Source organism: Microcystis sp. 49638_E5, from assembly GCF_021300285.1.
Lineage (GTDB): Bacteria > Cyanobacteriota > Cyanobacteriia > Cyanobacteriales > Microcystaceae > Microcystis > Microcystis aeruginosa_C.
This window is the reverse complement of the sequence record NZ_JAJTDH010000004.1, coordinates 99,326-121,158: the sequence shown is the minus strand read 5'-3', so window position 1 is coordinate 121,158 and position 21,833 is coordinate 99,326. Positions and strand designations below refer to the sequence as shown.

At 45.1% G+C, this 21,833-nt stretch carries 17 protein-coding genes and 1 pseudogene; 12 read left to right on the top strand and 6 right to left on the bottom strand.

Features of this window, described 5'->3' with window-relative positions:
* Positions 1–166: 166 nt before the first annotated feature.
* Positions 167–886 carry a biliverdin-producing heme oxygenase gene (locus LW728_RS01820; protein WP_004268415.1) on the bottom strand — a complete coding sequence of 240 codons (720 nt, stop codon included), beginning with the start codon at positions 884–886 and terminating at the stop codon, positions 167–169.
* A gap of 510 nt (positions 887–1,396) precedes the next feature.
* On the opposite strand from LW728_RS01820, the gene rpaA reads away from it, so the two are divergent.
* Positions 1,397–2,137 (top strand): two component system response regulator RpaA, encoded by a 741-nt coding sequence (gene rpaA, locus LW728_RS01815; protein WP_002798623.1) that lies wholly within the window; start codon positions 1,397–1,399, stop codon positions 2,135–2,137.
* A gap of 375 nt (positions 2,138–2,512) precedes the next feature.
* On the opposite strand, the gene LW728_RS01810 is transcribed toward rpaA, so the two are convergent.
* The 4 genes and pseudogenes from LW728_RS01810 to LW728_RS01795 all read right to left on the bottom strand — a co-directional run.
* Positions 2,513–3,997: a glutamate synthase subunit beta gene (locus LW728_RS01810; RefSeq protein WP_287764896.1), complete on the bottom strand. Its 1,485-nt coding sequence runs from the start codon at positions 3,995–3,997 to the stop codon at positions 2,513–2,515.
* Positions 3,998–4,117: 120 nt separating this feature from the next.
* Positions 4,118–6,961, bottom strand: coding sequence for a HEAT repeat domain-containing protein (locus LW728_RS01805; protein ID WP_149978307.1), 2,844 nt, complete (start codon positions 6,959–6,961; stop codon positions 4,118–4,120).
* Positions 6,962–7,758: 797 nt separating this feature from the next.
* Complete coding sequence (ylqF, locus tag LW728_RS01800) at positions 7,759–8,598, bottom strand: ribosome biogenesis GTPase YlqF (protein WP_287670023.1); 840 nt, start codon at positions 8,596–8,598, stop codon at positions 7,759–7,761.
* A gap of 320 nt (positions 8,599–8,918) precedes the next feature.
* A pseudogene (locus LW728_RS01795) lies at positions 8,919–9,172 on the bottom strand (IS4/Tn5 family transposase DNA-binding protein); the annotation flags it as partial.
* 241 nt (positions 9,173–9,413) lie between these two features.
* Here LW728_RS01795 and LW728_RS01790 point away from each other — a divergent pair.
* The 3 genes from LW728_RS01790 (at position 9,414) to rnhB (ending at position 13,768) form a co-directional block, all read left to right on the top strand.
* Entirely contained in the window at positions 9,414–10,169 is a 756-nt protein-coding gene (locus LW728_RS01790) for a DUF2232 domain-containing protein (RefSeq protein WP_004268423.1), read from the top strand.
* A gap of 807 nt (positions 10,170–10,976) precedes the next feature.
* The gene (gene rne, locus LW728_RS01785; protein WP_287764892.1) at positions 10,977–13,148 is read left to right on the top strand and encodes a ribonuclease E; all 2,172 of its coding nucleotides are present in this window, start codon (positions 10,977–10,979) and stop codon (positions 13,146–13,148) included.
* On the top strand, positions 13,145–13,768 hold the full coding sequence (gene rnhB, locus LW728_RS01780; protein WP_287764891.1) for a ribonuclease HII: 624 nt from the start codon (positions 13,145–13,147) through the stop codon (positions 13,766–13,768). The genes rne and rnhB overlap by 4 nt, the downstream gene beginning before the upstream one ends.
* Before the next feature lie 5 nt (positions 13,769–13,773).
* Here the strand turns inward: rnhB and LW728_RS01775 are convergent, their stop codons facing one another.
* Positions 13,774–14,529 carry a TVP38/TMEM64 family protein gene (locus LW728_RS01775; RefSeq protein ID WP_287764890.1) on the bottom strand — a complete coding sequence of 252 codons (756 nt, stop codon included), beginning with the start codon at positions 14,527–14,529 and terminating at the stop codon, positions 13,774–13,776.
* 382 nt (positions 14,530–14,911) lie between these two features.
* Here LW728_RS01775 and LW728_RS01770 point away from each other — a divergent pair, with 382 nt between their 5' ends.
* From LW728_RS01770 to LW728_RS01735, 8 genes are all read left to right on the top strand, one after another.
* A complete protein-coding gene (locus LW728_RS01770) occupies positions 14,912–16,297 on the top strand; it encodes a cytochrome P450 (RefSeq protein WP_287764903.1) in 1,386 nt (461 codons plus the stop codon).
* 85 nt (positions 16,298–16,382) lie between these two features.
* A complete protein-coding gene (gene msrP / locus LW728_RS01765; protein WP_004268434.1) occupies positions 16,383–17,366 on the top strand; it encodes a protein-methionine-sulfoxide reductase catalytic subunit MsrP in 984 nt (327 codons plus the stop codon).
* A gap of 43 nt (positions 17,367–17,409) precedes the next feature.
* Positions 17,410–17,868 carry a DUF29 domain-containing protein gene (locus LW728_RS01760; protein WP_002734421.1) on the top strand — a complete coding sequence of 153 codons (459 nt, stop codon included), beginning with the start codon at positions 17,410–17,412 and terminating at the stop codon, positions 17,866–17,868.
* 16 nt (positions 17,869–17,884) lie between these two features.
* On the top strand, positions 17,885–18,346 hold the full coding sequence (locus LW728_RS01755; protein WP_287764888.1) for a DUF29 domain-containing protein: 462 nt from the start codon (positions 17,885–17,887) through the stop codon (positions 18,344–18,346).
* 207 nt (positions 18,347–18,553) lie between these two features.
* Positions 18,554–19,279 (top strand): hypothetical protein, encoded by a 726-nt coding sequence (locus LW728_RS01750; RefSeq protein WP_002733009.1) that lies wholly within the window; start codon positions 18,554–18,556, stop codon positions 19,277–19,279.
* A 366-nt stretch (positions 19,280–19,645) separates the two neighbouring features.
* Positions 19,646–20,020 (top strand): DUF433 domain-containing protein, encoded by a 375-nt coding sequence (locus LW728_RS01745; protein ID WP_149978030.1) that lies wholly within the window; start codon positions 19,646–19,648, stop codon positions 20,018–20,020.
* Positions 20,017–20,412: a DUF5615 family PIN-like protein gene (locus LW728_RS01740; protein ID WP_149978031.1), complete on the top strand. Its 396-nt coding sequence runs from the start codon at positions 20,017–20,019 to the stop codon at positions 20,410–20,412. Before LW728_RS01745 ends, LW728_RS01740 begins: the two co-directional genes overlap by 4 nt.
* 504 nt (positions 20,413–20,916) lie before the next feature.
* On the top strand, positions 20,917–21,546 hold the full coding sequence (locus LW728_RS01735) for a DUF1294 domain-containing protein (RefSeq protein ID WP_002761869.1): 630 nt from the start codon (positions 20,917–20,919) through the stop codon (positions 21,544–21,546).
* Positions 21,547–21,833 lie beyond the last annotated feature (287 nt).

Sequence of the window (21,833 nt, the reverse complement as noted above, 5' to 3'; positions counted from 1 at the left end):
TGTGTAAGACAGTACATGGTTTTTTAACTGTGGTATGCGACGGTGGTGGAAGCAGAAACTTAAATCGTGAGGTTTAGGAATCGCCGCACTTTTAGGGCGGCGAGGATGTCAAGGCTGACCATTACCCCAATTCTAGAATTTCCGTTTTTTTTGGTTTTCTTGACTACTATTCGGCGGTAGCCAATCCAGTTTCGGTGCTGCTGGTGGTGCGACGACGGGTGAGAGTATTAAAGAGCATAATTCCGATCGCTTTGATCAGATTACCTTCCAACTCTTGGAACATTTTCATGTTCATGCCAAAAGCGGCGTTAGCTTCGGTGACAATGCGATCAGCCATGGCTTGATCCACTGGTAACTCGTCGAGGGTTTGACGATAGTGGTTTTTATAGGCTTTTTCGTCGGAAATATCTTTGAAATCATAGAAAGCCGTGCCACCAGTTTCCAGATTCATCGCTTTTTCGGCGATTTTTTTCAAGATTTGCCCCCCGGACAGATCGCCGAGATAACGGGTATAGGAATGAGCGACTAATAATTCGGGTTCTGTTGTGGCGATTTCCCGAATCCGGTTAACGTAGGCCTGACCTGCGGGAGATAAAGCGATCTCGTTGCGCCAATTGGGACCGTAATAAAAATATAAATCCTGTTCCAGCGTATTTTTACGATTGAGTTCAGGAAAACAGATTTTAGAAACGACGGGATGACTACGAAGTTTTTCCATCTCCTCCTCCATGGCCGAATAGACGAAGTAGAGGTTAGCCACCAGTTTGCGATAGGAAGTTTTTTCTACCACGCCTTTGAGAAAACACTTGACAAAACCGACGTTTTCTGCCATGGTGTGGGATTTTTTCGTGCCTTCCCGCAGTTGAGTTGATAAATTAACGCTCATATTATGATCACCTGTTTGGATGAGTAGAATGGATCGGGTTCGTTACAGATGCTTACTAAAACCGTCTATTTTGGTAGATTAAACTGAATCGATCGGTAATTTTATTAAGAATTTTTACAGTACCTCTGGGGGAGCTTAGGGGAGAAATTTAGCTCTAGCAGGACTTGACCGCCAGTTAAAACCGGTATCGATCGAGATGGCGCAATTGTAAAGATTAGTGAAAAACTGCTCCCTAGTTGATCTTGGGGAGAGAGATGGTATAATCTAGCACCAATATCAATTCTTGCTCGACATTCTTCACGCTTCTTAGCAATTCTTAACATTCACGAGACTTATATCAGCAAAATTTCACAAATTAAAACCGAATTTAGCAATCATGCTTATAATCAGTACAGGATTCTTTATGTTGTGCTAAACTCAAGCCCTTGAGAGACAAAGCCCTAGTTGCGATGTCAGCGAGAACACATTTAGCAACTCCCTACCCAAACCGTTAGTCATAACACTCTGGTAATGCCCCGAATACTTGTAATCGATGATGATCCTGCAATCGCGGAATTAGTCTCCATCAACTTGGAGATGGCGGGTTATGACGTTAATCCCGCAGAGGACGGGATTAAAGGCCAGGCCTTGGCCGTCCAGTTACAACCCGATTTAATCATGCTGGATTTAATGCTGCCCAAAGTCGATGGTTTTACCGTCTGTCAGCGTTTGCGACGAGATGAACGCACGTCCGACATCCCGATTTTGATGCTCACAGCCTTGGGACAAACCCAAGATAAAGTGGAAGGTTTTAACGCCGGTGCCGATGATTACCTGACCAAACCTTTCGAGGTGGAGGAAATGTTAGCTAGGGTACGCGCTCTCCTCAGACGCACCGATCGCATTCCCCAAGCCGCTAAACACTCAGAAATACTCAGTTTTGGACCTTTAACCCTGGTTCCCGAACGTTTTGAGGCGGTCTGGTTTGAAAGTGTGGTCAAGTTAACCCATCTAGAATTCGAGTTACTCCACTGTCTTCTCCAACGTCACGGTCAAACCGTTTCCCCTAGTGATATTCTCAAGGAGGTCTGGGGATACGATCCCGATGATGATATCGAGACTATTCGCGTTCATATTCGCCATCTGAGAACGAAACTAGAACCCGATCCCCGCCACCCTCGCTATATTAAAACCGTTTACGGTGCGGGTTATTGTCTGGAGTTACCCACCAATGAACAGGTGGTGCTTGATTCATCGGCGGCAACGGTTTAAACAGGGAGCAATTGTCTAGATAGGCAATAGGGACAATTGTTTCCTCGCTCCTCCTCTTCAGATTGAGAAGGTTTGACCGGCGGTTCGGTTTTGATGGCTATGGCTGAGGCCTCTTTTTGGCCCTGACTATAACCAGGGGAAAACACCCCCAGCAAGTCAGGACAATGGCGGGAGTAACTATGGCTGGCTGAATAAATCTAAAAACCTTGTTGGGTAAGACTTTTAGACCTTTTAGAAATCAAAAAGTACCGCATCTGGGAGTGATCGGGGGGAAAATTCAGGGACTTTTTCCCTGAAAATCGGTAAAACCCTACACCCCACACCCCACACCCTGCCCCCACAAAAAACTTTTTGCCGCAAGTCCTAACTACTGGTCTAAGGTAAATCCGTCGCCCCCATCAAAAAGCGATCGCATTCCCTGGCGGCCCCGCGACCTTCATTAATCGCCCAAACTACCAAACTTTGACCACGACGACAATCCCCTGCGGCGAACACTTTCGGTAAGCTAGTGGCAAATTGACCGTGTTCGGCCTTGATATTGCTGCGGGCATCCTTTTCTAAGCCTAAATCATCGAGTAAAGGCTGTTCTGGTCCCAAAAATCCCATGGCCAATAGAACTAATTGCGTCGGGATGACTTTTTCTGTTCCTGCTACCGGTTGGGGGATAAACTGCCCTTTTTCGTTGCGTTGCCATTCCACCTGTACCGTGTGGATCCCTGTGACGTTACCCTCGCTATCCCCCTCGAATTTAGTCGCCGTGGTGGTATAAACCCGGGGGTCATCACCAAAACGCGCGGCTGCTTCCTCTTGTCCATAGTCCAGACGGTAGGTTTTCGGCCATTCGGGCCAGGGATTATCGGCGGCCCGTTCTCGGGGCGGTTGCGGCATAATTTCTAATTGGGTGACGCTACGGCAGTTATGACGCAGGGAAGTCCCCACACAGTCGGTTCCCGTGTCACCACCGCCGATAATTACCACGTCTTTACCCGCGGCCGAGATAAAATCCTCCCCCGGCTGTCCGTCTAATAGTGCCTTTGTATTAGCGGTGAGAAACTCCATGGCGAAGTGAATGCCCTTTAATTGGCGACCTTCGATGTTTAAATCCCGGGGTTTGGTGGCCCCGGTACAGATAACCACGGCATCGTATTCGTTTAATAGGTCTTGGCTGCTGATATCCTTGCCCACTTCCGTGTTACAGACCATTTTTACCCCTTCCTGTTCCAGCATCTGGAGACGACGCAGAACCACTTCTTCCTTATCTAACTTCATGTTGGGGATACCGTACATTAATAGTCCCCCGGGGCGATCGGCCCGTTCATAAACTGTCACCCAGTGACCGGCTTTATTTAACTGGTCGGCGGCTGCTAATCCAGCAGGTCCAGAACCGATCACGGCCACTTTTTTGCCGGTACGGATGGCGGGGGGATTGGCAGTAATCCAACCGGATTCCCAACCTTTGTCAATAATCGAACATTCAATATTTTTGATCGTAACGGGGGGATTATGAATACCGAGAACACAGGAACCCTCACAGGGGGCGGGGCAGACTCTACCGGTAAATTCGGGGAAATTATTGGTTTTATGGAGGCGATCGAGGGCTTCTCGCCACAATCCTCGATAGATTAAATCATTCCATTCGGGAATCAGGTTATTAATCGGGCAACCACTGGCCATGCCACTAATTAGGGTTCCCGTGTGACAAAATGGTGTACCACAATCCATACAACGGGCTGCCTGATTGCGGAGTTTATCTTCTGGCATGGGAAGATGAAACTCATCCCAATTATGAAGGCGATCGAGGGGGGTAAGTTCGGAAGGAAGTTCACGCAGGAATTCGATAAAGCCAGTCGGTTTGCCCATAGTCTTTTTTGTCTCTGTCGTTTATTCCCTATCTTCCTTCAGGGTTCGATCGATCCCCGCAACTTTACCGATTTCTTTAATAAAATCTGGGAGGGTGGGGCAAAGGAGAGATGCTCTTGGCTAGGATAAGACTAGGGGATTACCGATTGAGCTAGGTAAAAATTCGGGTACATTAACGGTTTTTCCATTGATAGGAGCTAGTTTTTCGAGGACAAAGTCAGGAACTTTGGCTTCTTGGCCTTTTACCTGACAACAATCGCGCAGGGCGATTAAAAAACCTTTGGGTGTGGTGTCTAGGTGTTTTAGCCATTCCCACCATTGACTATCATTATCCCGATAGAGGTCGAGCAGGTGCAAAGCCGCTAAATATTCAGCGATGGGATCGAGAGCGAAACGGAGACGATCTTGGGCAGGTCCGACGATTTGGATAAGATGTAGGCGTTGTTCCAGATATTTTAGGCGAATTTCTGCGGTATTATCGGCCAAAGCCAGCAAAATATCTTCAATTGCGGCGGTGTTCGGCTTATAGGTACTTTTCAAGCATTCCCAAGCCACAATTTTCGCTGTTTTCTGTACTATGCGATCTTCTAGTTTATCTTTGTGGACATCTCGATTCAGTTCGTTAACATAGTGAAGCATTAAATCGGGGACGTTATCGGGCAAGGAAGCGGTCAGAGTTTGGGCTGATTCCACTTTAGAGGCGATCATTTGTTCGGCATAAAGTTTCGCCAAGAGGAGGGTGATATTGCCGCGATCGACGATCTGAGATAGGTGACGACAGGCATCGAAGAATTCGGGATCGGGAAAGAGTTCTCGTTTGCCTCGTTCCCTCAGATAAGCATCCATGAAGGATGATAGGTGATTACCTTCAATCCGTAGGGGTTGAATGGTAGTTTTGACGACGTGACCAAGTACTTCCCGCGTGCGGGAGGTAATTAACAAAGCGTTGGCAGGACAATCGGGCATTTCCGGGCGGATGAGTTCGCGGGTTTCGGCGCTCATTTCCGAGAGATGATCGACAATAACGAGGATGCGTTGTTTTCTGAGCAGTTGTTCCAGAAGTTTGGCCGAAATGGGTTCAGTATCTTGTCCTAACTCGTCGTTGAGTTGTCCCAGAATCGCATCGGTAAAGGGACATTTATCGTGATCGGGATCGAGATCGTCTTCGATCAGTACCGGTAACATTCGATGTTTAAGGATTCGCTCGTTTTCGTCCTCGGACATCGCCCATTGGGCAATCTGACAGGCAAGACTGGTTTTGCCTGAACCGCCTTCACCCCAAATCAACAGGTGTTTTCGTGTGGCAAAGGTAGTTTGCAGGTGTTTGGGGGTGAGTTGGGCGATGGTCGTCCGGTCATTCAAAATGACCGGACTGGGAACGTGAACCAGCCGTTTTTCTACCGTATCTTTTTGTTGAAAGGCTTCTTGTACCGATTTGATGTGAACCCCGACCCAGGCATCTAAAACTCGTCCATGATATTTGAGGGGAGAGAGTAAACGTAAAAAAGTCACCGTTACAGAACCGATCGCGGAAACGAGCGGATTGCTAATCTTTGCTGAGGTTTCCAATGCCCCTAACAAACCTTCATCGAGTTTCAATAACCAGAGTGGTTTTAACCAGAACATTCCACCGCAGGAACTCAGTACAATCACCACGGCCCATGCCCAGGGATTTTTGAGTATATCGTGTAGGATAAACTGTTCTGCTTGGATCATTCTGAGAATCTCTAGCTGTTGCTCGGTTTTTCTAATCTCCTGTTCATAAAGAGACTGCTTCTCTTTCAGGGCTGCCAAGGCTTCATTCAAAGAATCGCTCGCTTTCTTAACATCGATTTTGTTGTTCCGGGCCTGATCGGGAAAACTCTGAGCGATCGCCGCTATCGCTTGAGCAGCTTTGGGCTGTTCTTCATCCAAAGCTTTGATCAGACTTTCGAGGGTTTTTTGATCGCCGTTGAAATCAAAAGTATCTTTTTGTGCTATTAGTATCCCCAAAGCGGCGGCAGCATCACCTCTGACTAACGGATTAGGATCGTTTTCTAGGATGTCATGCAGTTTAGTTAGGGTTTCGCGATCATTGCCCCCGATCTGTCCTAAAGCGGAAACGACATAGGAGCGTAGGGTATAATTTTGGTCGTCTAAAGCCGTGCGAAGTCTGGGGATAGTCTCTTGAAGAGCTTTACGAATCCCGCTATCTTGGCTATTTTGGGCGATTCTGCCTAAAGCATCGGCGGCTTCTTTGCGGACAACCCAAGAGGGGTCACCTAAAGCTTGATCAAAAAGTTCTACTAAAGCTAGGTCTGGTGTGACAATTTGTCCTAAAGCTTTGGCCGCACTGGCGCGCAGATGACTATTGGTATCTTGTTTCAGGATAGCTTCGAGTATCGGAATCACACCCGCATTTTTAGGTACATTTTTATCGGTAAAACTCAAGAGGGTTTCTATCGCTAATCCCCGCAGTTCATCGTTATTATCTGGGTTTTTTAGCACCTGTACCAGTTCATGGACTACGGGGGCTGCCCCAATACCTCGCAACGCCCAAATGACACTTTTACGCATTTCGGGGGGTTGAGAGGGATCGAGCAGCAGCTCTTTTAGTGGGAGTATGGCATCTTCTGCCCCTGTGCCGATGCCCCTCAAAACATAAGCGGCATTTTTCCTGACTTCTAAGGGTACGGTCGATTCTTGAACCGCGGCAATTACCGAACAGAAGATCGGCTCCTGTCGTTTTCCTTCCCAATCGCTCAGGGGATATAAGTCTTTACTCCATTGATTAACTATTTGTAACTGTTGTGACAAGGTTTTAGTCTTGATCTGTTCAATTTTAGATTTAACTTCTGGAGAATTTATTTGTTCCGGGGTACAGGTAACAGCCCCAGCACTACCGGAAGGATTTAAGAGGGAAACTAGGCTCAACAACGTGGCACTTAGCCCTGTCAACGGTGAATAACGGAGATGTTTATTCATGATTTTACATCCCAACCAAGATCAGACAAAAAGACTGCATTCTTAAGTCTTTAAATAAATAACTACCCTGCTCTACAGCCCATCTAAGCCTCGAACCCATTCTATCGTTATAATTTTTTTAAATCTCTAATACTTAACAATAATTAATAGATATTTGTTAAAATCAACGAAAAGATAAAGGCTCCCTCAAACTTGCTGGCACAACGAGAAGAACTATATCGCTCTTCTAGGACTCTAGGCAGAGAAATGATAGTAGCGAAAGACATAGATTTTAGCCATTAAACTACTTTGTTAGTACAAGGTGTCAAGGCGAGCCGTGATTGGGTTGTCGCTCTTGGAGATGTCTAATCTTCAGTAAATATTTTCTCGTATATTTTTTGGTCTAACCCAACTCGGTATGTCTATATATAAATGTGTTTTGCTTGTATTGCAGCTGTTTCACAAGTCATTTAAAACCCAGATTGGCAAACCCTAGTAATACAAAATCCTGTTTAAAAGGTATAGGGGAGCGGGGGGAAACAATCCATAACTGGGTTTTTACAGTTGGATTCCCAGTTAATCCCACTTCCCACTATCAAAAACGGATTTGCTATGAAACCCCCCTGAACGGTTACTTTTTATCTCTGTCGTTTATTCCCTATCTTCCTTCACAGTTCGATCGATCCTCGCAACTTTACCGATTTCTTTAATCTTATCTGAAACTCAGTGGACTAACAGGCGGTAATTTTGACCAATTCGGGAATTAACCGGTCTATTAGCGGCGACTATTGACCTAATTGAGTTAAAAACAGGCTATTTCAAGAGGAAGGGGGCAATTCTAAGGGGATAGCCCCGATTATTCCCTTCCGAAAATCATTGAGTAACTGCATGGCTGCCCTTTCTTTATCCTCTTGATATTTGAGATTGGCCAATTTTTCGATAAAATCTTCCCCGGTCATGTCTAGAGTATTCAACCCATAACGAGATTGTAAAAGTCCTTCATACTGTAATTCTATTAATAAATCGACAAAAGCCGCCGCTATCCTTTGGTTATCATAACCAGCATCCCCAATATCCTCACAGATAGCTAATTTCACCGCATCCTTTTGATTTTCTAAACGGGAAGGAATCACCCCCGGCGCGTCTAATAATTCTAAGGTGTCGGAAATTCGTACCCATTGTAATTGTCGCGTTACTCCGGCCCTGCGGGCGCTGGCGACGACTTTTCGCCCTAATAAACGGTTAATCAGGGCAGATTTGCCCACATTGGGAAACCCGATCACCACGGCGCGCACTGGACGCGGTAACATTCCTCTTATTTGACGTTTTTGGTTAATTTCATCGCCAATTTTTTCCGCCGCTTTGATAATTGCTTTAACTCTTTCTCCCTGTTTAGCGTTAGTAAAATAGACGGTTTCTCCTTGACTTTTAAACCATGTTACCCATTGTTGCTGGGCAGATTCGGGAATCATATCGAGACGATTTAAGATTAACAAGCGCGGTTTATTGCCAATCCAATCGTCCACCTGCGGATGATGGGAAGCTAAGGGAATGCGAGCATCGCGCACTTCTAAGACTACATCCACGAGTTTAAGATGTTCCTTGAGTTTTCTTTCCGCTTTGGCAATATGACCGGGATACCATTGAATTAACGACATGGGAGATGGGAGTATAAAATTAAATCTTATCAGAAATAGTCCCTAGATAGCTAAGTAGGTAGGTTTTAAAAATTGTCAGATTCCCCCTTATTAAGCTATCCATTACTTACATCTTTCTTAACATAAAATTTGACAAAAAGAAAAAAGTGTGCCGGATGGCTCAAGGGAGTTCTATGGGGGAACTAATTTGATCCGATAGTTTCCAAGTCTCGCTGATATCATCTAACCTTCGCAGTCCCAACCAAATAGTTTCATAGTTTCAACGCTGGGTTCATCGTCACCTTTTCTCCCTAAAAAACCCCAAGAGAAGCAATTATTAAGTTTAAACTGGTTGTGTCTTGAACTGCCAAAACTATTGGATGTTCTTTGATTCTTTCTACTGTACTTTTAGCTTGGGCGGCAATTAGTTCCAAAAGTCTTAGGTGGCACTGGCGGCGGCTAGATTTCCCGATACTTGTGAGACACTTATACTAGGTTGGCTGGCCAAGTTTTCCACGATACTGATTAATCCTTTCTTTCTTCTCGTGTCCCCTAGGTCTGCATACTGTAATTCTTGGGCTGCCCATTTCTCCATTTTTTTGCTCACCTCCACCTTAATTCCTTCTTTCAAAACTATACTTATCAATCGTTTCCCCTTTTTTTAAGTTTCTTCTCTTTTTGTTAAGAAAGATCTGACTAATCGATAGCTTAATAAGGGGGGGTTGACAATTTTTAACACCTACCTACTTATTTTTTGCCTCTTGCCTGACTGGGAGTCGCAAGTCTAAGCTAAGAATAGCCGGCCAACCCGTCCCGACCACCGGATAACTGATAGAATGAATGATTCTAACGCTAATTCTCCCGCTCAATCCTCAGAAGAGACAATAGATGAAACCAATTGGGCAGATCTGGGGGAAGAGGGGAAACCCCTAGATAAACCCACTGCCAAACCTATCCAACCATCTCCTCTCAAGTCTATCGCTACCCTGATCACGGTGGAAACGGCTTTTTTGGCCAGTGCTACCAGTTTAATCTGGTTAATTGATTATTATTTTCCCCTCGGACCGTTATTAAGGGTTTTCTTCCCGATTCCTGTCGCTTTAGCCTATTTACGTTGGGGCGCTCGCTGTGCTTGGATGACAGCATTAGTTTCTAGTTTACTTTTGTCGGTGTTGATGGGACCGACTCGCAGTATTGTCTTTTTGATTCCCCACGGCCTGATGGGGGTACAATTGGGGCTATGCTGGCGCCGGGGTGCGCGCTGGGAATTTTCTATCTTGACTGGGGGACTGTTGGGTGCTTTTGGTTTATTCTTTCGTTTTTGGCTGTTTTCAATTCTTTTAGGCGAAAATCTCTGGTTATATGTGATTACCCAAGCGACTAATTTTATTGATTGGATTTTCACCTGGTTAGGGATTCTCGCTAAACCGACGCTGCTGCAAGTGCAATCGATAGCAGTTGTGGGTATATTTGTCAATAGTTTATTATACTTATTCGCCGTGCATTTAGTGGCGTTATTAGTTCTTGATCGCCTTGGTAATCCGATTTCTCGTCCGCCCAAATGGGTGCAGGTCATACTAGATTATGAGTGATTATTTAGGGACTTGCGCTTTGATAATCTACCTTTTGGGCGAACGCAGTTCGCCCCTACATTGTGGACAAAATCCGTTACTGTAGGGGCGCAATGCTTGCGCCCTCCGAGCGTTCAGGTTTGCTGATCACTCTAAGTAGGGGGAGAGCCTTCGAGCGCCTCCGCAGCTAAGGGACTTGCGCTTTGATAATATGCCATCTGGCCGGTCTGATTCTTCTACAGAGCGATTTTCTGGCTGGGATATTATTCCCACGCAAGTCCCTTAGTGCTTTATGGTCAGTATCTCCAGTCAACTGTTAATCGATCATTTTTCCCCGATCATCGTATTGTCAGAGAGTGACCGAGTGAGTTATAGTCGTCTATAAGACTCGATTAAAGCATTTCTTAAAAGAATCGTGGTTTTTGGAAAATCGAAAAGTGCGCTATTTTCCCTTCCACAGAAACCTGTTGCCGAGGGGAGTAACTCAAAAACTCCTTTTTTCCTAGATTCTGATAGACAGAAACGGCGGAAACGGATAAAAAATGCTGTTATCGAGCAAGACTCAGGGATTAATTGAAAATCTCGTCTCCTGGCTGTGCTTACCTAATTGTGGGTCAAGCCGGCACTTGCCAAACAGACTTAACAACTGAAACCAAGACTCAGTTCCCACGTCTGAGAGGCAGATGAACATCAAGATGAGGCTTTAACGATGCGGACTCATCTTCTTAGAACTTTCTTAACAAGACCAGATTTCCAGAAGTAGCCTCAAAGCATAGACAAATAGCCCATAGTCCGTCGCTTTTGAAACCGAAAGATTGAGGAAATTGAATGCCAAAACAAATAATCATAGCCGAACAACACCATATAGCGGCTGTTTTTTGGGAAGATCAAATTCAGGAATTAGTTGTAGCCACAGGTAATCAGCAGGTGGCCGACATCTATCTAGGATTAGTAGAAAATGTCATACCCGGGATAGATGCGGCCTTTGTCAATATTGGCGATGCGGAACGCAATGGCTTTATCCATGTCACCGACCTGGGCCCCTTAAGACTGAAAAAAACTGCCGGTGCTATCACCGAATTACTGGCCCCCCAGCAAAAAGTGCTGGTACAGGTAATGAAAGAACCCACCGGCAATAAGGGACCGCGACTAACGGGAAATGTCACTCTCCCGGGCCGTTATCTGGTATTGATGCCCAATGGTCGCGGGGTGAATCTCTCCCGTCGCATCCGCAGTGAAGACGAGCGCTCCCGTTTACGAGCTTTAGGGATTTTGGTCAAACCAGCGGGGATGGGTTTGCTGGTACGCACCGAGGCCGAAGGCAAAGCGGAAGAAGCGATTATCGAGGATTTGGAATTTCTGCAAAAACAGTGGGAGAGTATCCAACAGATGGCCGTCAGCAGCCGCGCCCCGGCCCTGCTGAACCGCGATGATGACTTTATTCAAAGGGTTTTGCGGGATATGTACAGTGCCGATGTCAATCGCATTGTTGTGGATAACCCGGTGGCGGTAAAACGAGTTAAACAACAATTGACGAACTGGGGCGGCGGCAAAGCTCTCGAAGGGGTTTATATCGACTCCCATCGGGAAACCCAGCCAATTCTCGACTATTTCCGGGTTAACGCCGCCATTCGCGAGGCCCTGAAACCCCGGGTTGATTTACCATCTGGCGGCTACATTATCATCGAACCGACGGAAGCTTTAACGGTAATTGATGTTAACTCCGGTTCCTTTACCCGTTCGGCCACGGCCCGAGAAACCGTACTCTGGACTAATAGCGAGGCCGCCACAGAAATCGCCCGACAACTGCGCTTGAGAAATATCGGCGGTGTGGTGGTGGTGGACTTCATCGATATGGATTCCCGTCGCGACCAGTTGAAACTGCTGGAATTGTTTAATAAGGCCTTGAAAAGCGATAAGGCCCGGCCCCAGATTGCCCAATTATCGGAATTGGGGTTAGTGGAATTAACTCGTAAGCGTCAGGGGAAAAACATTTATGAATTATTCGGCAAAACCTGTGACCATTGCGGCGGACTGGGCCATTTAGCCCATCTACCCGGAGAAGGCAACGCCATCGCCCTAGAAACCCCCACCGTTAGCCGCGCGGAAAGAGAAACCTTTGTCGTTGCCCCGACTAATACAAAAGTTCTACCCGATAAGAGCGCTCCTAGCGTTGCAGCTGCCGAACCCTATCTAGAAGTTTTCTCCGAATTTGAGGCCGAAGAAAACGCCCAAGGGATGGATCTTTCCTTCCACCCCAACTATCAAGAACAGGTTAATAATTCTCGCCGTCGCCGTCGCCGTCGTCCCTCGGAACTGTTGCTAAAAGAGGAACGGAGCGAAAAAGCCTCTACTAACGCTATTAACAACGAAATCGAGCCGGAATCAGAACCACAACGCCTTGAGGAAAAACGAGAACGCCCCGCCCGTCTCTCGAAACGAGGAGAAGATGCCAGCACCGCCAAAAATATCCCCGTCAGCGAACGGGAGCGGGTTTCCGTGGAAATGACCGAGGTAGAACAGGAAGTTTATTCTTTAATGGGCATTTCTCCCCTGATTCTGGTGGATAAGGAGTTTAAAGACCCGAAATCGGTGATTGTTTCCGTGAAACTGGCAGGGGAAAGGGAGGCGGAAAACCCAGAAACGCCTCCCACTCCTGAAATATCCTTGACTCCTACCCTAGAAGTCGAGGACACAGCCGCCGCCGCCCCAGTAGAGGCGACGGAAACTGGCGAGGAAGCTGAAAATCGTCCCTTGGTGCGCCGTCGTCGTCGTTCCACCACTAGCGAAGTTAGTCAGGAAATCAACCAAGAAGCTAGTCCACCAGTGACTTTTACGCCGGAACCGATTACGACCGAAACTCCAGTTTTTCTCGGCGAAGTCATTCCTTTAGAGACCCCGGTGAGCGCCGAGGTGACAGAGGAGCCACAACTAGAGGCTGAAACCGCAGTGCTGGGTCGTCGTCGTCGTCGTTCCTCCGCCACTGCCGATGAGTCATGAGCGCAGAACTCTTAATTGCCGGTGTCGATGAGGTGGGGCGCGGGGCTTTATTTGGCCCCGTGGTGGCGGCGGTAGTGGTCACTGTCCCCTCTGGTTTTGCGCGGCTGTGGGAGTTGGGGGTAAAAGATAGTAAGCAACTTAGCCCCCAAAAACGGCAAAAATTGAGCTGGCAAATACAACGGGATTTTGTTTGTCGCATCGGTTATGCTACGGTGAAAGAGATCGATCGCTTGAATATTTTTCATGCCTCCCTACTGGCAATGAGCAGAGCTATCGGGAAATTACCCCTTTCCCCCGGTCTCTGCTGGATCGATGGCAAGCACATTATTAAAGATTTGTCAATCCCCCAAAAGGCGGTAATTCAGGGAGATCAAAAATCCCCAGTAATTGCGGCGGCTAGTATCGTAGCGAAAGTCTGGCGCGATGACTTAATGACTCGTTGGCACGGACGCTATCCCGATTATGGCCTCCCTCGTCACAAGGGTTATGGCACTGCTCAACACCTAGAAGCGATTGGCAACCATGGACTTACTTCTCAGCACCGGCTCTCTTTTAGTCCCTGTCAACAAATCCGCGTCAGTCCCCACTCAAGGGCGGAGTGGGGTGGGGAGGGCAATTGAGGGGTTTACTCACTGATAACTGATGCCAGGGCCTGACGGGCAATTTTTGTGACGTAGAGGGTGACAGCAACAGTAGCGATAAAACCGATAAGACGAATAGTCCATGATAAAACTGGGTTAGTGGCTGGTGCCGAAGTCCCGATAGTGGCAAGATTGCCCGCTAAAGAGCCAATATAGACATACATTATCGTCCCCGGAATCATGCCCGCGCAACCTAGTAGATAATCTTTCAGAGAAACCCCGGTGACACCATAGGCATAATTGAGCAGAGTAAAGGGAAATATGGGAGATAAACGGGTTAAAAGCACTATTTTTAAACCTTCTTTCCTCACAGCTTCATCGATAGCTTGAAATTTATTATTACCTTGAATTTTTTCCGCCACCCAACCCCTAGCCAGATAACGTCCCACCAGAAAAGCGGCAGTAGCACCGATAGTTGCCCCGATAAAGACGTAAAAAGAGCCTAAAACCAAGCCAAAAACCACACCAGCCCCTAAAGTTAGGATTGAACCTGGAAAAAAGGCCACAGTAGCTAGAATATAGATAATTATAAACGCGATCGCTCCCACAGCCCCCAAACTATCCACCCAAGTTAAGGCATGGAAAAGAATAGTTTGAGGGTTAAAACCGGTGGAGGCACTGGATTCGAGGGCAAAAGCGGGGGGAGTAGTCAGGAAAAAAACAAGGCTAAATGTAGTTAATAACAGTAAATGCCTGATAATCACAGTTTTTCCTAAGGGCAAAAACTTGGAAATAATCATAAAAAGTCCCTATAAGGAATGAAAAAAGAGAGATTGAACTATAGAAGCGAATTAAATAGAACTGGGGCTATTCTACCCCGATTATCATTGTTTAGACCAGAAAGCCAATCCTGAAAATTCCCAGAAAATCCCCCTCTCTCCGAGAAGATAAGACAAGCAACAGCCCGATAATTTTTGCTGTTTACCTGATAAGCTAGGACGCATTTTAACCGCCTATCCTTAGATTAGCTGAATCTCCCCTAATCCCTTTACTTTTGCCTCTTGCCTCTTGCCTAATCTCAATAAGCAATTCAAATGCGCGGGCAGCCTATTACACCTTGCCGTCTCTGGAGAAAAAATGTCACAATTAGAAATAATTAGCATTGGATATAGCAATCAATCTATGAAAATCCTCCCCAAGGTCAAAGCCCCCACCTTCGTGCAAATGGCACAATGGATCATTAATCCCGTGGGTTTTATGGAAAATGCCGCCCGCAAGCATGGCGATATTTTTAGCACAAAAGTGGGTTTAACTGTAGATAATTTTATCTTTGTCAGTAGTCCTTCGGCCCTACAACAAATTTTAACTAATGATCGTAAACAATTCTCGGCACCGGGGGAAGCAAATCGGATTATTGCCCCGATTATTGGTGATTATTCCGTCGTCATGTTAGACGGGGACATCCATAAAAAACGCCGTCAGCTTTTATTGCCACCTTTTCACGGGGAAAGAATGCGTTTCTACGGCGATTTAATCCGCGATATTACCCTAAGAGTAATGGCAGAATTGCCCCAAAATCAACCTTTTAAGGCCCGTTCAGCGACCACAGCGATTGCTTTACAAGTAATTATGGAGGCAGTTTTTGGAATTAGTCAAGGGGAACGTTATCAAACCCTGAAAAAAATTCTGGCTGAAATGCTCGATATTTTTAACTCTCCGGTGATGGCTTCTTTGTTATTTTTTCCAATTTTGCGGGCTGATTTGGGTGCTTGGAGTCCCTGGGGAAAATACCGGCGTTCCCAAGAAAAAATTGATGATATTATCTACACAGAAATTGCCGAAAGAAAAGCTAATCCTAACCCCAATCGTACCGATATTTTATCACTACTGATGTCGGCCCGGGATGAAGAAGACAACCCGATGAGCGATAAGGAATTGCGCGATGAATTAATGACCTTATTATTCGCCGGTCATGAAACCACAGCCACTGCTATGTCTTGGGCGCTCTACTGGACCCATCGCTATCCAGAAATTAAAGCAAAAATTCTGCAAGAAATAGCCACTTTAGGAGATAATCCTAACCCCATTGATATAACTCGATTACCCTATCTTTCGGCGGTTTGTTCGGAAACTTTACGCATTCATCCCGTGGGAATGTTAACTTTTCCGCGAGTAGTGCAAGAACCGGTAGAACTAGATGGTTATCCTTTAGAAAAAGGGACAATTCTTATGGGTTGTATTTATCTAGCTCACCACCGGGAGCAAACTTTCCCCGATTCCCATACTTTTAAACCAGAACGCTTTTTAGAAAAACAATTCACCCCCTACGAATATATGCCTTTTGGTGGTGGAGCGCGTCGTTGTATTGGGGAAGTTTTAGCTATCTACGAGATGAAAATCGCTATCGCCACAATTTTGGCCAATTATCAGTTAACTCTAGTTAATAATACCCCCGAAAAACCCAGCCGCCGCGGTGTCACCCTTGCTCCCTCGCGAGGAGTTCCCATGGTCTTAAAAGGACGACGGGAACCTCTGGTGACTGCCCCGATGCTCGCCGAAATTTCTTAAAAAAACTGACAAAATATTGTACAATCAGAGTTGTGGTATCATATATCATAACTCTGCTTTTTTGTCAATAAAATTGGGGATAATTATGGTCTTAATTCGTTTAGCTAAATCCTGGCAAATTTCCGAAAATGAAGTTACTTCCGAAAGTGTTTATTTTAACCGTCGTCGCTTTTTACAGGGGTTAATCGGGACAGGAATTGCGGGTAGTTCCCTATTATTAACCGCTTGTGGTAAATCCTCCTCCTCGGAAGCTTTAGAAAAAAGTTTGCAATTACCTAAAATTGCAGGGTTCAGCAAGAATCCGAATTTTTTAACGGTAAATCGCCCCATAGTTGCCGAAACTGTAGCGGGGAGATATAACAATTTTTATGAGTTCGGAGGGGGGAAAAATATCTGGTTAAAAGCGCAGAAATTACCGACGAATCCCTGGACGGTAGAAGTGGGAGGATTGGTAAAAAATCCCCAGACCTACGATATAGATACTATTAAAAAAACCTTCCCTCTCGAAGAAAGAATCTATCGTTTTCGTTGTGTGGAAGCTTGGTCAATGGTGTTACCTTGGCTGGGTTTTCCCATGAGTGCTTTAATCGCAGCAGTGGAACCAAAACCGGAAGCTAAATTCGTCCGTTTTACCTCCTTTTATGATCCCGAAATTACCAAGGGGCCAGGATTACATTTAGGAGCCTTACCCTGGCCCTATACAGAAGGTTTAAGAATTGAAGAAATGGCCAACGAATTAGCTTTCTTTGCTGTGGGAATTTTCGGGCATGATTTACCCAAACAACACGGCGCACCCTTGCGAATGGTTATTCCTTGGAAATACGGTTTTAAAGGAGCAAAATCGATAGTAAAAATTGAATTTACCGCCAAACAACCCGCCACCTACTGGAACACAATTGACGCTCACGAATACGATTTTGAGGCTAATGTGAACCCCAGTAAACCCCATCCCCGTTGGTCGCAAGCAACGGAGAAATTTATCGGCAGTAGAAGTGATTTATCTTGGGAAATTATCGAAACTCTGCCCTATAATGGCTACGGTGAATATGTGGCTAGTTTGTATAGTTAATTTTGATGATTATCCGCGTTTTATTCAGTTTAACTAAGTATCTATGGACAATAAAACTCTGTACGAACAAGACTTTTATCTCTGGATTAGAACTACTATTAATCAACTGCAAGCCAGACAGTTTGAGCGGGTAGATTTAGAGAATTTACTGGAGGAATTAGCAAGTATGGGAAGGAGTGAAAAGCGCAAAATCGAAAATCTTTTGATTCAATTACTGGTACATTTGCTGAAACTAACTTACTGGACAGGAGAAAAATCTAGAAATGAGGGTCACTGGAAGGGAGAAATTCTCAACTTTCGCCGACAAATAATCGAAGAAATTAAAGATAGCCCTAGTTTGAAACCCTATATTCTGGAAATCTTTGAGGAATGCTATCAATTTGCTAGAAAAGAGGCTCAAGTTAGAACTCAATTACCCCTTGATACTTTCCCCCCTATTCCCATTGGTTCCCTTGAACAAATTCTCGATGAAGATTGGTTTCCCACTAATAACCACGAGTAATATATAGAGGTAAATTATGGATAATAAAACCCAGTACGAAGAAGACTTTTATCTCTGGATTAGAACTACTATTAATCAACTGCAAGCCAGACAGTTTGAGCGGGTAGATTTAGAGAATTTACTAGAGGAATTAGCAAGTATGGGAAGGAGTGAAAAGCGCACAATCAAAAGTCTGTTAACCCGATTATTAGAACATTTACTTAAACTCAAATATTGGGGAGCAGAAAGAGAGAGAAACGAAGGTCACTGCAAGGGAGAGATTAGAACTTTTCGTCTCGATATATTAGATGAACTTAAAGATAGTCCTAGTCTGAAACCTTATCTTTTGGAAATTTTTGATGAATGTTATCTTTCAGCCCGAAAAAATGCCAGTGACCGCTCTCAATTACCCCTCGATACTTTCCCCGCTATTCCTCTTGGTTCCCTTGAACAAATTCTCGATGAAGATTGGTTTCCTGTGGGCGATAATCTGGATTAGGCTGCTCCATACTGCTGTAACAAAAAACAACTATCCCCCGATAGCGATCGCTAAAAGTCGAATAATTGTAAGTTTTTGTCAAGGGGTGCGGTCAGATCGAAGAATCATCGCTAGAATGAGCCTAATTGTCAGGAATTTAGTTAAACAAGGTTTTTGGCAATATGCTAATCTGGCTAACACGCTTTTGGTCGTGATATGGGGAATGAAATGCTTAAAATTCTAATTGAAAACTTATCCAAGTTATCTGAAGTCAGTGAAAGCCTTCAGAAAATCATTAATTTAAAACTACCACTGTGGATGATTATTCCACTGCTCTTCTTATCTAGTTTCCCTTCAATTCAAAGTTATTTGTCCAGTAGAAAAGAGACTGTGCTTTTACCGGCAAATAAACTGTGGCTAAATACTGGTTTAGAAATTAAGCCTGGTCAAGAAGTAAAAATTACAGCAACTGGTTCAATTAATCTTGCTATTCATCGACTGGTTGAGGCTGCCTATACCCATAAATACCCAAGATTGGGATGGATGGAACCTGAAGGCGGGCAGCCTTTAGGTTATAAAGATTTACGAATAAAGCAGTACCTAATTTCACCAGATAACAACTATGGTGTTTTACTTGCCTGTATCACTACAGAGGACCTGAGCAAGACTAACCCTAAACCTAAAAATATTAGCGTAATAGGAAGAAATGCTTCAATCAAGAGCGAAAAAGGAGGAAAACTCTGGCTAGTTGTCAACGATGCTGTGCTTAACAAGGATGCGGAAAGTGCTTACATACTCTCTCAAAAAGAACTTGATGAAACTTATGGTTCAGGCAAGGTTACAGTAAAACAGAGGGAAGATGAGTGGAAACGAATTGTAGATGATAGCTATTTTGAAGCATATTTTGATGATAACTCTGGAGCATTTTTGGTTCAGATTCAGTTTGCTCAGTGAGTAGTGCAAATCGCTGTATCACAATCCGCTTGCACAAGGAACTGAGGTATCCACTATCGGTTATGATGGATGCAAAGCGCGATCGCCGATCTTGTAGGGTGCGTTCCCTAATGTGACTCCCACTGCTCCAGCGATCGATTTTGGGGAACGCACCATGCCCATTGATTGAAACTGTGGGTTTAAGTACGGTGTGGGCTAATCTGGCTAACACGCTTTTGGACGTGATATAAAGATAATACGGGTGACGGTTTATCTGATGACTGAGAATGGATGTGTAGGGGATGTCTTTCAGGCATTTTTCTGCGGCAACTTTATATTTTTGATAAAATACGAGTTAGTGAACGCAGCCCTTAGGGGGCTTTGGCTATGACGCTCGCATCAAATGAACAAACCGCTATCATTCGTACAGAGCGGGGACTGACGATCGCAGGAACCCGCATCACCCTCTACGATGTGATGGATTATGTGACTGCTCAATATCCACCTAAGTTCATTCAGGGATTATTTGATCTGACGGAAGAGCAAATTAACGCTGCCCTGGCTTATATTGAGGCTCATCGTGCGGATGTAGAAGCTGAGTACCAGCAAGTTCTCAAAGAAGCTGAAGAACTGCGACAATATTATGAAGAGCAAAATCGTGAGCGAGTTGCCCGTATTGCTGCTAAGCCGCCAAAACCAGGCACAGAAGCCATTCGAGCAAAACTTCAAGCGGAAAAAGCCAAGTTGGCATCACGGGCATGAATTTTCTAGTTGATCATAACTTACGAGGGCATTCTGTTGTCCTCGCCGGTGGCCTTGCTGCGAGTGGTTGGCTTGACTTGATCTCGATTCGTTTTATTCTGTTTGAAGAAGTTGGGTTAGCTGTCACGAGCGATGATCGCGTTGTTTGGCGGTATGCCCAAGCCAATCAGATGATCCTGATCACCGCTAACCGAAGTATGAAAGGCAAAGATTCCCTGGAGCAAGTGATGCGGGAGGAAAATACCCCCACATCATTACCCGTCGTGACAATCGGTAATATTGAGCGACTACTTGCCGAGCCAGATTATCGAGATCGTTGCGTTAACCGTTTGGTTGATATTGTAGTTGATATTGAAGATTATCAAGGCGCAAGACGCATTTTTATTCCGTGACGCGCCGAATGCTAGGGCCGTTGAAGTCTATCTGTAGGGACACGGCATAACGGGGTCTTTATACTGAATCGGTTTTTAATAGTATGATTAACTGCCAATTCAACTTGAAAAACCCGCTCCCTTCTCCCCACTGCTGTAACAAAAAACAACTATCCCCCGATAGCGATCGCTAAAGGTCGAATAATTGTAAATTTTTGTCAATGGGTGCGGTCAGATCGAAGAATCATCGCTAGAATGAGCCTAATTGTCAGGAATTTAGTTAAACAAGGTTTTTGGCAATATGCTAATCTGGCTAACAGGCTTTTGGGGGTGATATAGGGAAAAGTTCTGGCAATCGCGCCTAAATGGAGTGTTATACCGAAAGTTGAACCATATCGTTGCCTCAGAGAGTTTTATGCAGAAAGTTGACCTATAATATGTAGTTGGGCTGCTTCGTTTTTTGGTTGTGGCTGTCCTTGAAGATGATTTGTTAGAACCACAAAGTTTTCGTTATTGAGATTTTTTATGCAATCCGGTCTCCGCAGTGGAAAGCTTACAAAATGGAAAGATGAGCGTGGATTTGGTTTTATTCAACCCGTTGATGGGAGTCAAGAAGTTTTTTTGCATATTTCTGAAGTTAAAGATGCAACCCGTCGTCCACAAGAAAACGACACGATTTATTACCACTGCATAGTTGACTCAGATGGCAAAGTTCGAGCTTACAACGCATTTATTCTGGGAGCAAGAAACAAGTCAGAACCTTCAAGTAGTCGAACTAAACCCTCTGATGCCATCATTTCAAGCTTTCCGATAGTTGAGGTAGTTCTGTTGTCGCTTCTGCCTTTGTTTGGAGCTATTCATTTTACATGGACGACACGCAATCCCATTCCACTGATTCTTTATCCCGTAATGAGTTTAGTGACTTACGCTCTATACGCAGATGATAAATCTCGTGCTAAACGAAAGGATTGGCGAACTTCTGAACAAACGCTACATCTGTGTGAACTTGCAGGTGGATGGTTGGGCGGGTTTATTGCCCAGCGAATATTGCGCCATAAAGGTCAGAAAAAGTCTTATCAAGTCACTTTTTGGGCGATCGTGATCCTTCATTATGTTGTATGGCTGTTTTGGCTGTTTTCGGGAGGAACGCTATGAGGTATTGCGATTCTAAAAGCATCAGTGCGATGCCGAAGGCACTGCGTAGCAGTACGCTATCGCCGTAGGGTGCGTTCCCTAATGTGGCTCCCACTGCTCCACTGATCGATTTTGGGGAACGCACCATGCCCATTGATTAAAACTGTGGGTTAAAGTGTGGTGTGGGCTAATCTGACTAACAGGCTTTTGGACGTGATATAAAGATAGTATGGGTGACGGTTTATCTGATGACGGAGAATGGATATGTGGAGGATGTTTTTCAGGCATTGCTTACCCCGCTAAAGGTT

What these genes read in the sequence shown, in the direction of transcription:
- ylqF (WP_287670023.1), bottom strand. Translation starts at nt 8,598, where the DNA reads ATGTCGTTAATTCAATGGTATCCCGGTCATATTGCCAAAGCGGAAAGA.
- rpaA (WP_002798623.1), top strand. Translation starts at nt 1,397, where the DNA reads ATGCCCCGAATACTTGTAATCGATGATGATCCTGCAATCGCGGAATTA.
- LW728_RS01810 (WP_287764896.1), bottom strand. Translation starts at nt 3,997, where the DNA reads ATGGGCAAACCGACTGGCTTTATCGAATTCCTGCGTGAACTTCCTTCC.
- LW728_RS01790 (WP_004268423.1), top strand. Translation starts at nt 9,414, where the DNA reads ATGAATGATTCTAACGCTAATTCTCCCGCTCAATCCTCAGAAGAGACA.
- rne (WP_287764892.1), top strand. Translation starts at nt 10,977, where the DNA reads ATGCCAAAACAAATAATCATAGCCGAACAACACCATATAGCGGCTGTT.
- LW728_RS01820 (WP_004268415.1), bottom strand. Translation starts at nt 886, where the DNA reads ATGAGCGTTAATTTATCAACTCAACTGCGGGAAGGCACGAAAAAATCC.
- LW728_RS01735 (WP_002761869.1), top strand. Translation starts at nt 20,917, where the DNA reads ATGCAATCCGGTCTCCGCAGTGGAAAGCTTACAAAATGGAAAGATGAG.
- LW728_RS01740 (WP_149978031.1), top strand. Translation starts at nt 20,017, where the DNA reads ATGAATTTTCTAGTTGATCATAACTTACGAGGGCATTCTGTTGTCCTC.
- LW728_RS01750 (WP_002733009.1), top strand. Translation starts at nt 18,554, where the DNA reads ATGCTTAAAATTCTAATTGAAAACTTATCCAAGTTATCTGAAGTCAGT.
- LW728_RS01745 (WP_149978030.1), top strand. Translation starts at nt 19,646, where the DNA reads ATGACGCTCGCATCAAATGAACAAACCGCTATCATTCGTACAGAGCGG.
- LW728_RS01775 (WP_287764890.1), bottom strand. Translation starts at nt 14,529, where the DNA reads ATGATTATTTCCAAGTTTTTGCCCTTAGGAAAAACTGTGATTATCAGG.
- msrP (WP_004268434.1), top strand. Translation starts at nt 16,383, where the DNA reads ATGGTCTTAATTCGTTTAGCTAAATCCTGGCAAATTTCCGAAAATGAA.
- rnhB (WP_287764891.1), top strand. Translation starts at nt 13,145, where the DNA reads ATGAGCGCAGAACTCTTAATTGCCGGTGTCGATGAGGTGGGGCGCGGG.
- LW728_RS01770 (WP_287764903.1), top strand. Translation starts at nt 14,912, where the DNA reads ATGAAAATCCTCCCCAAGGTCAAAGCCCCCACCTTCGTGCAAATGGCA.
- LW728_RS01805 (WP_149978307.1), bottom strand. Translation starts at nt 6,961, where the DNA reads ATGAATAAACATCTCCGTTATTCACCGTTGACAGGGCTAAGTGCCACG.
- LW728_RS01760 (WP_002734421.1), top strand. Translation starts at nt 17,410, where the DNA reads ATGGACAATAAAACTCTGTACGAACAAGACTTTTATCTCTGGATTAGA.
- LW728_RS01755 (WP_287764888.1), top strand. Translation starts at nt 17,885, where the DNA reads ATGGATAATAAAACCCAGTACGAAGAAGACTTTTATCTCTGGATTAGA.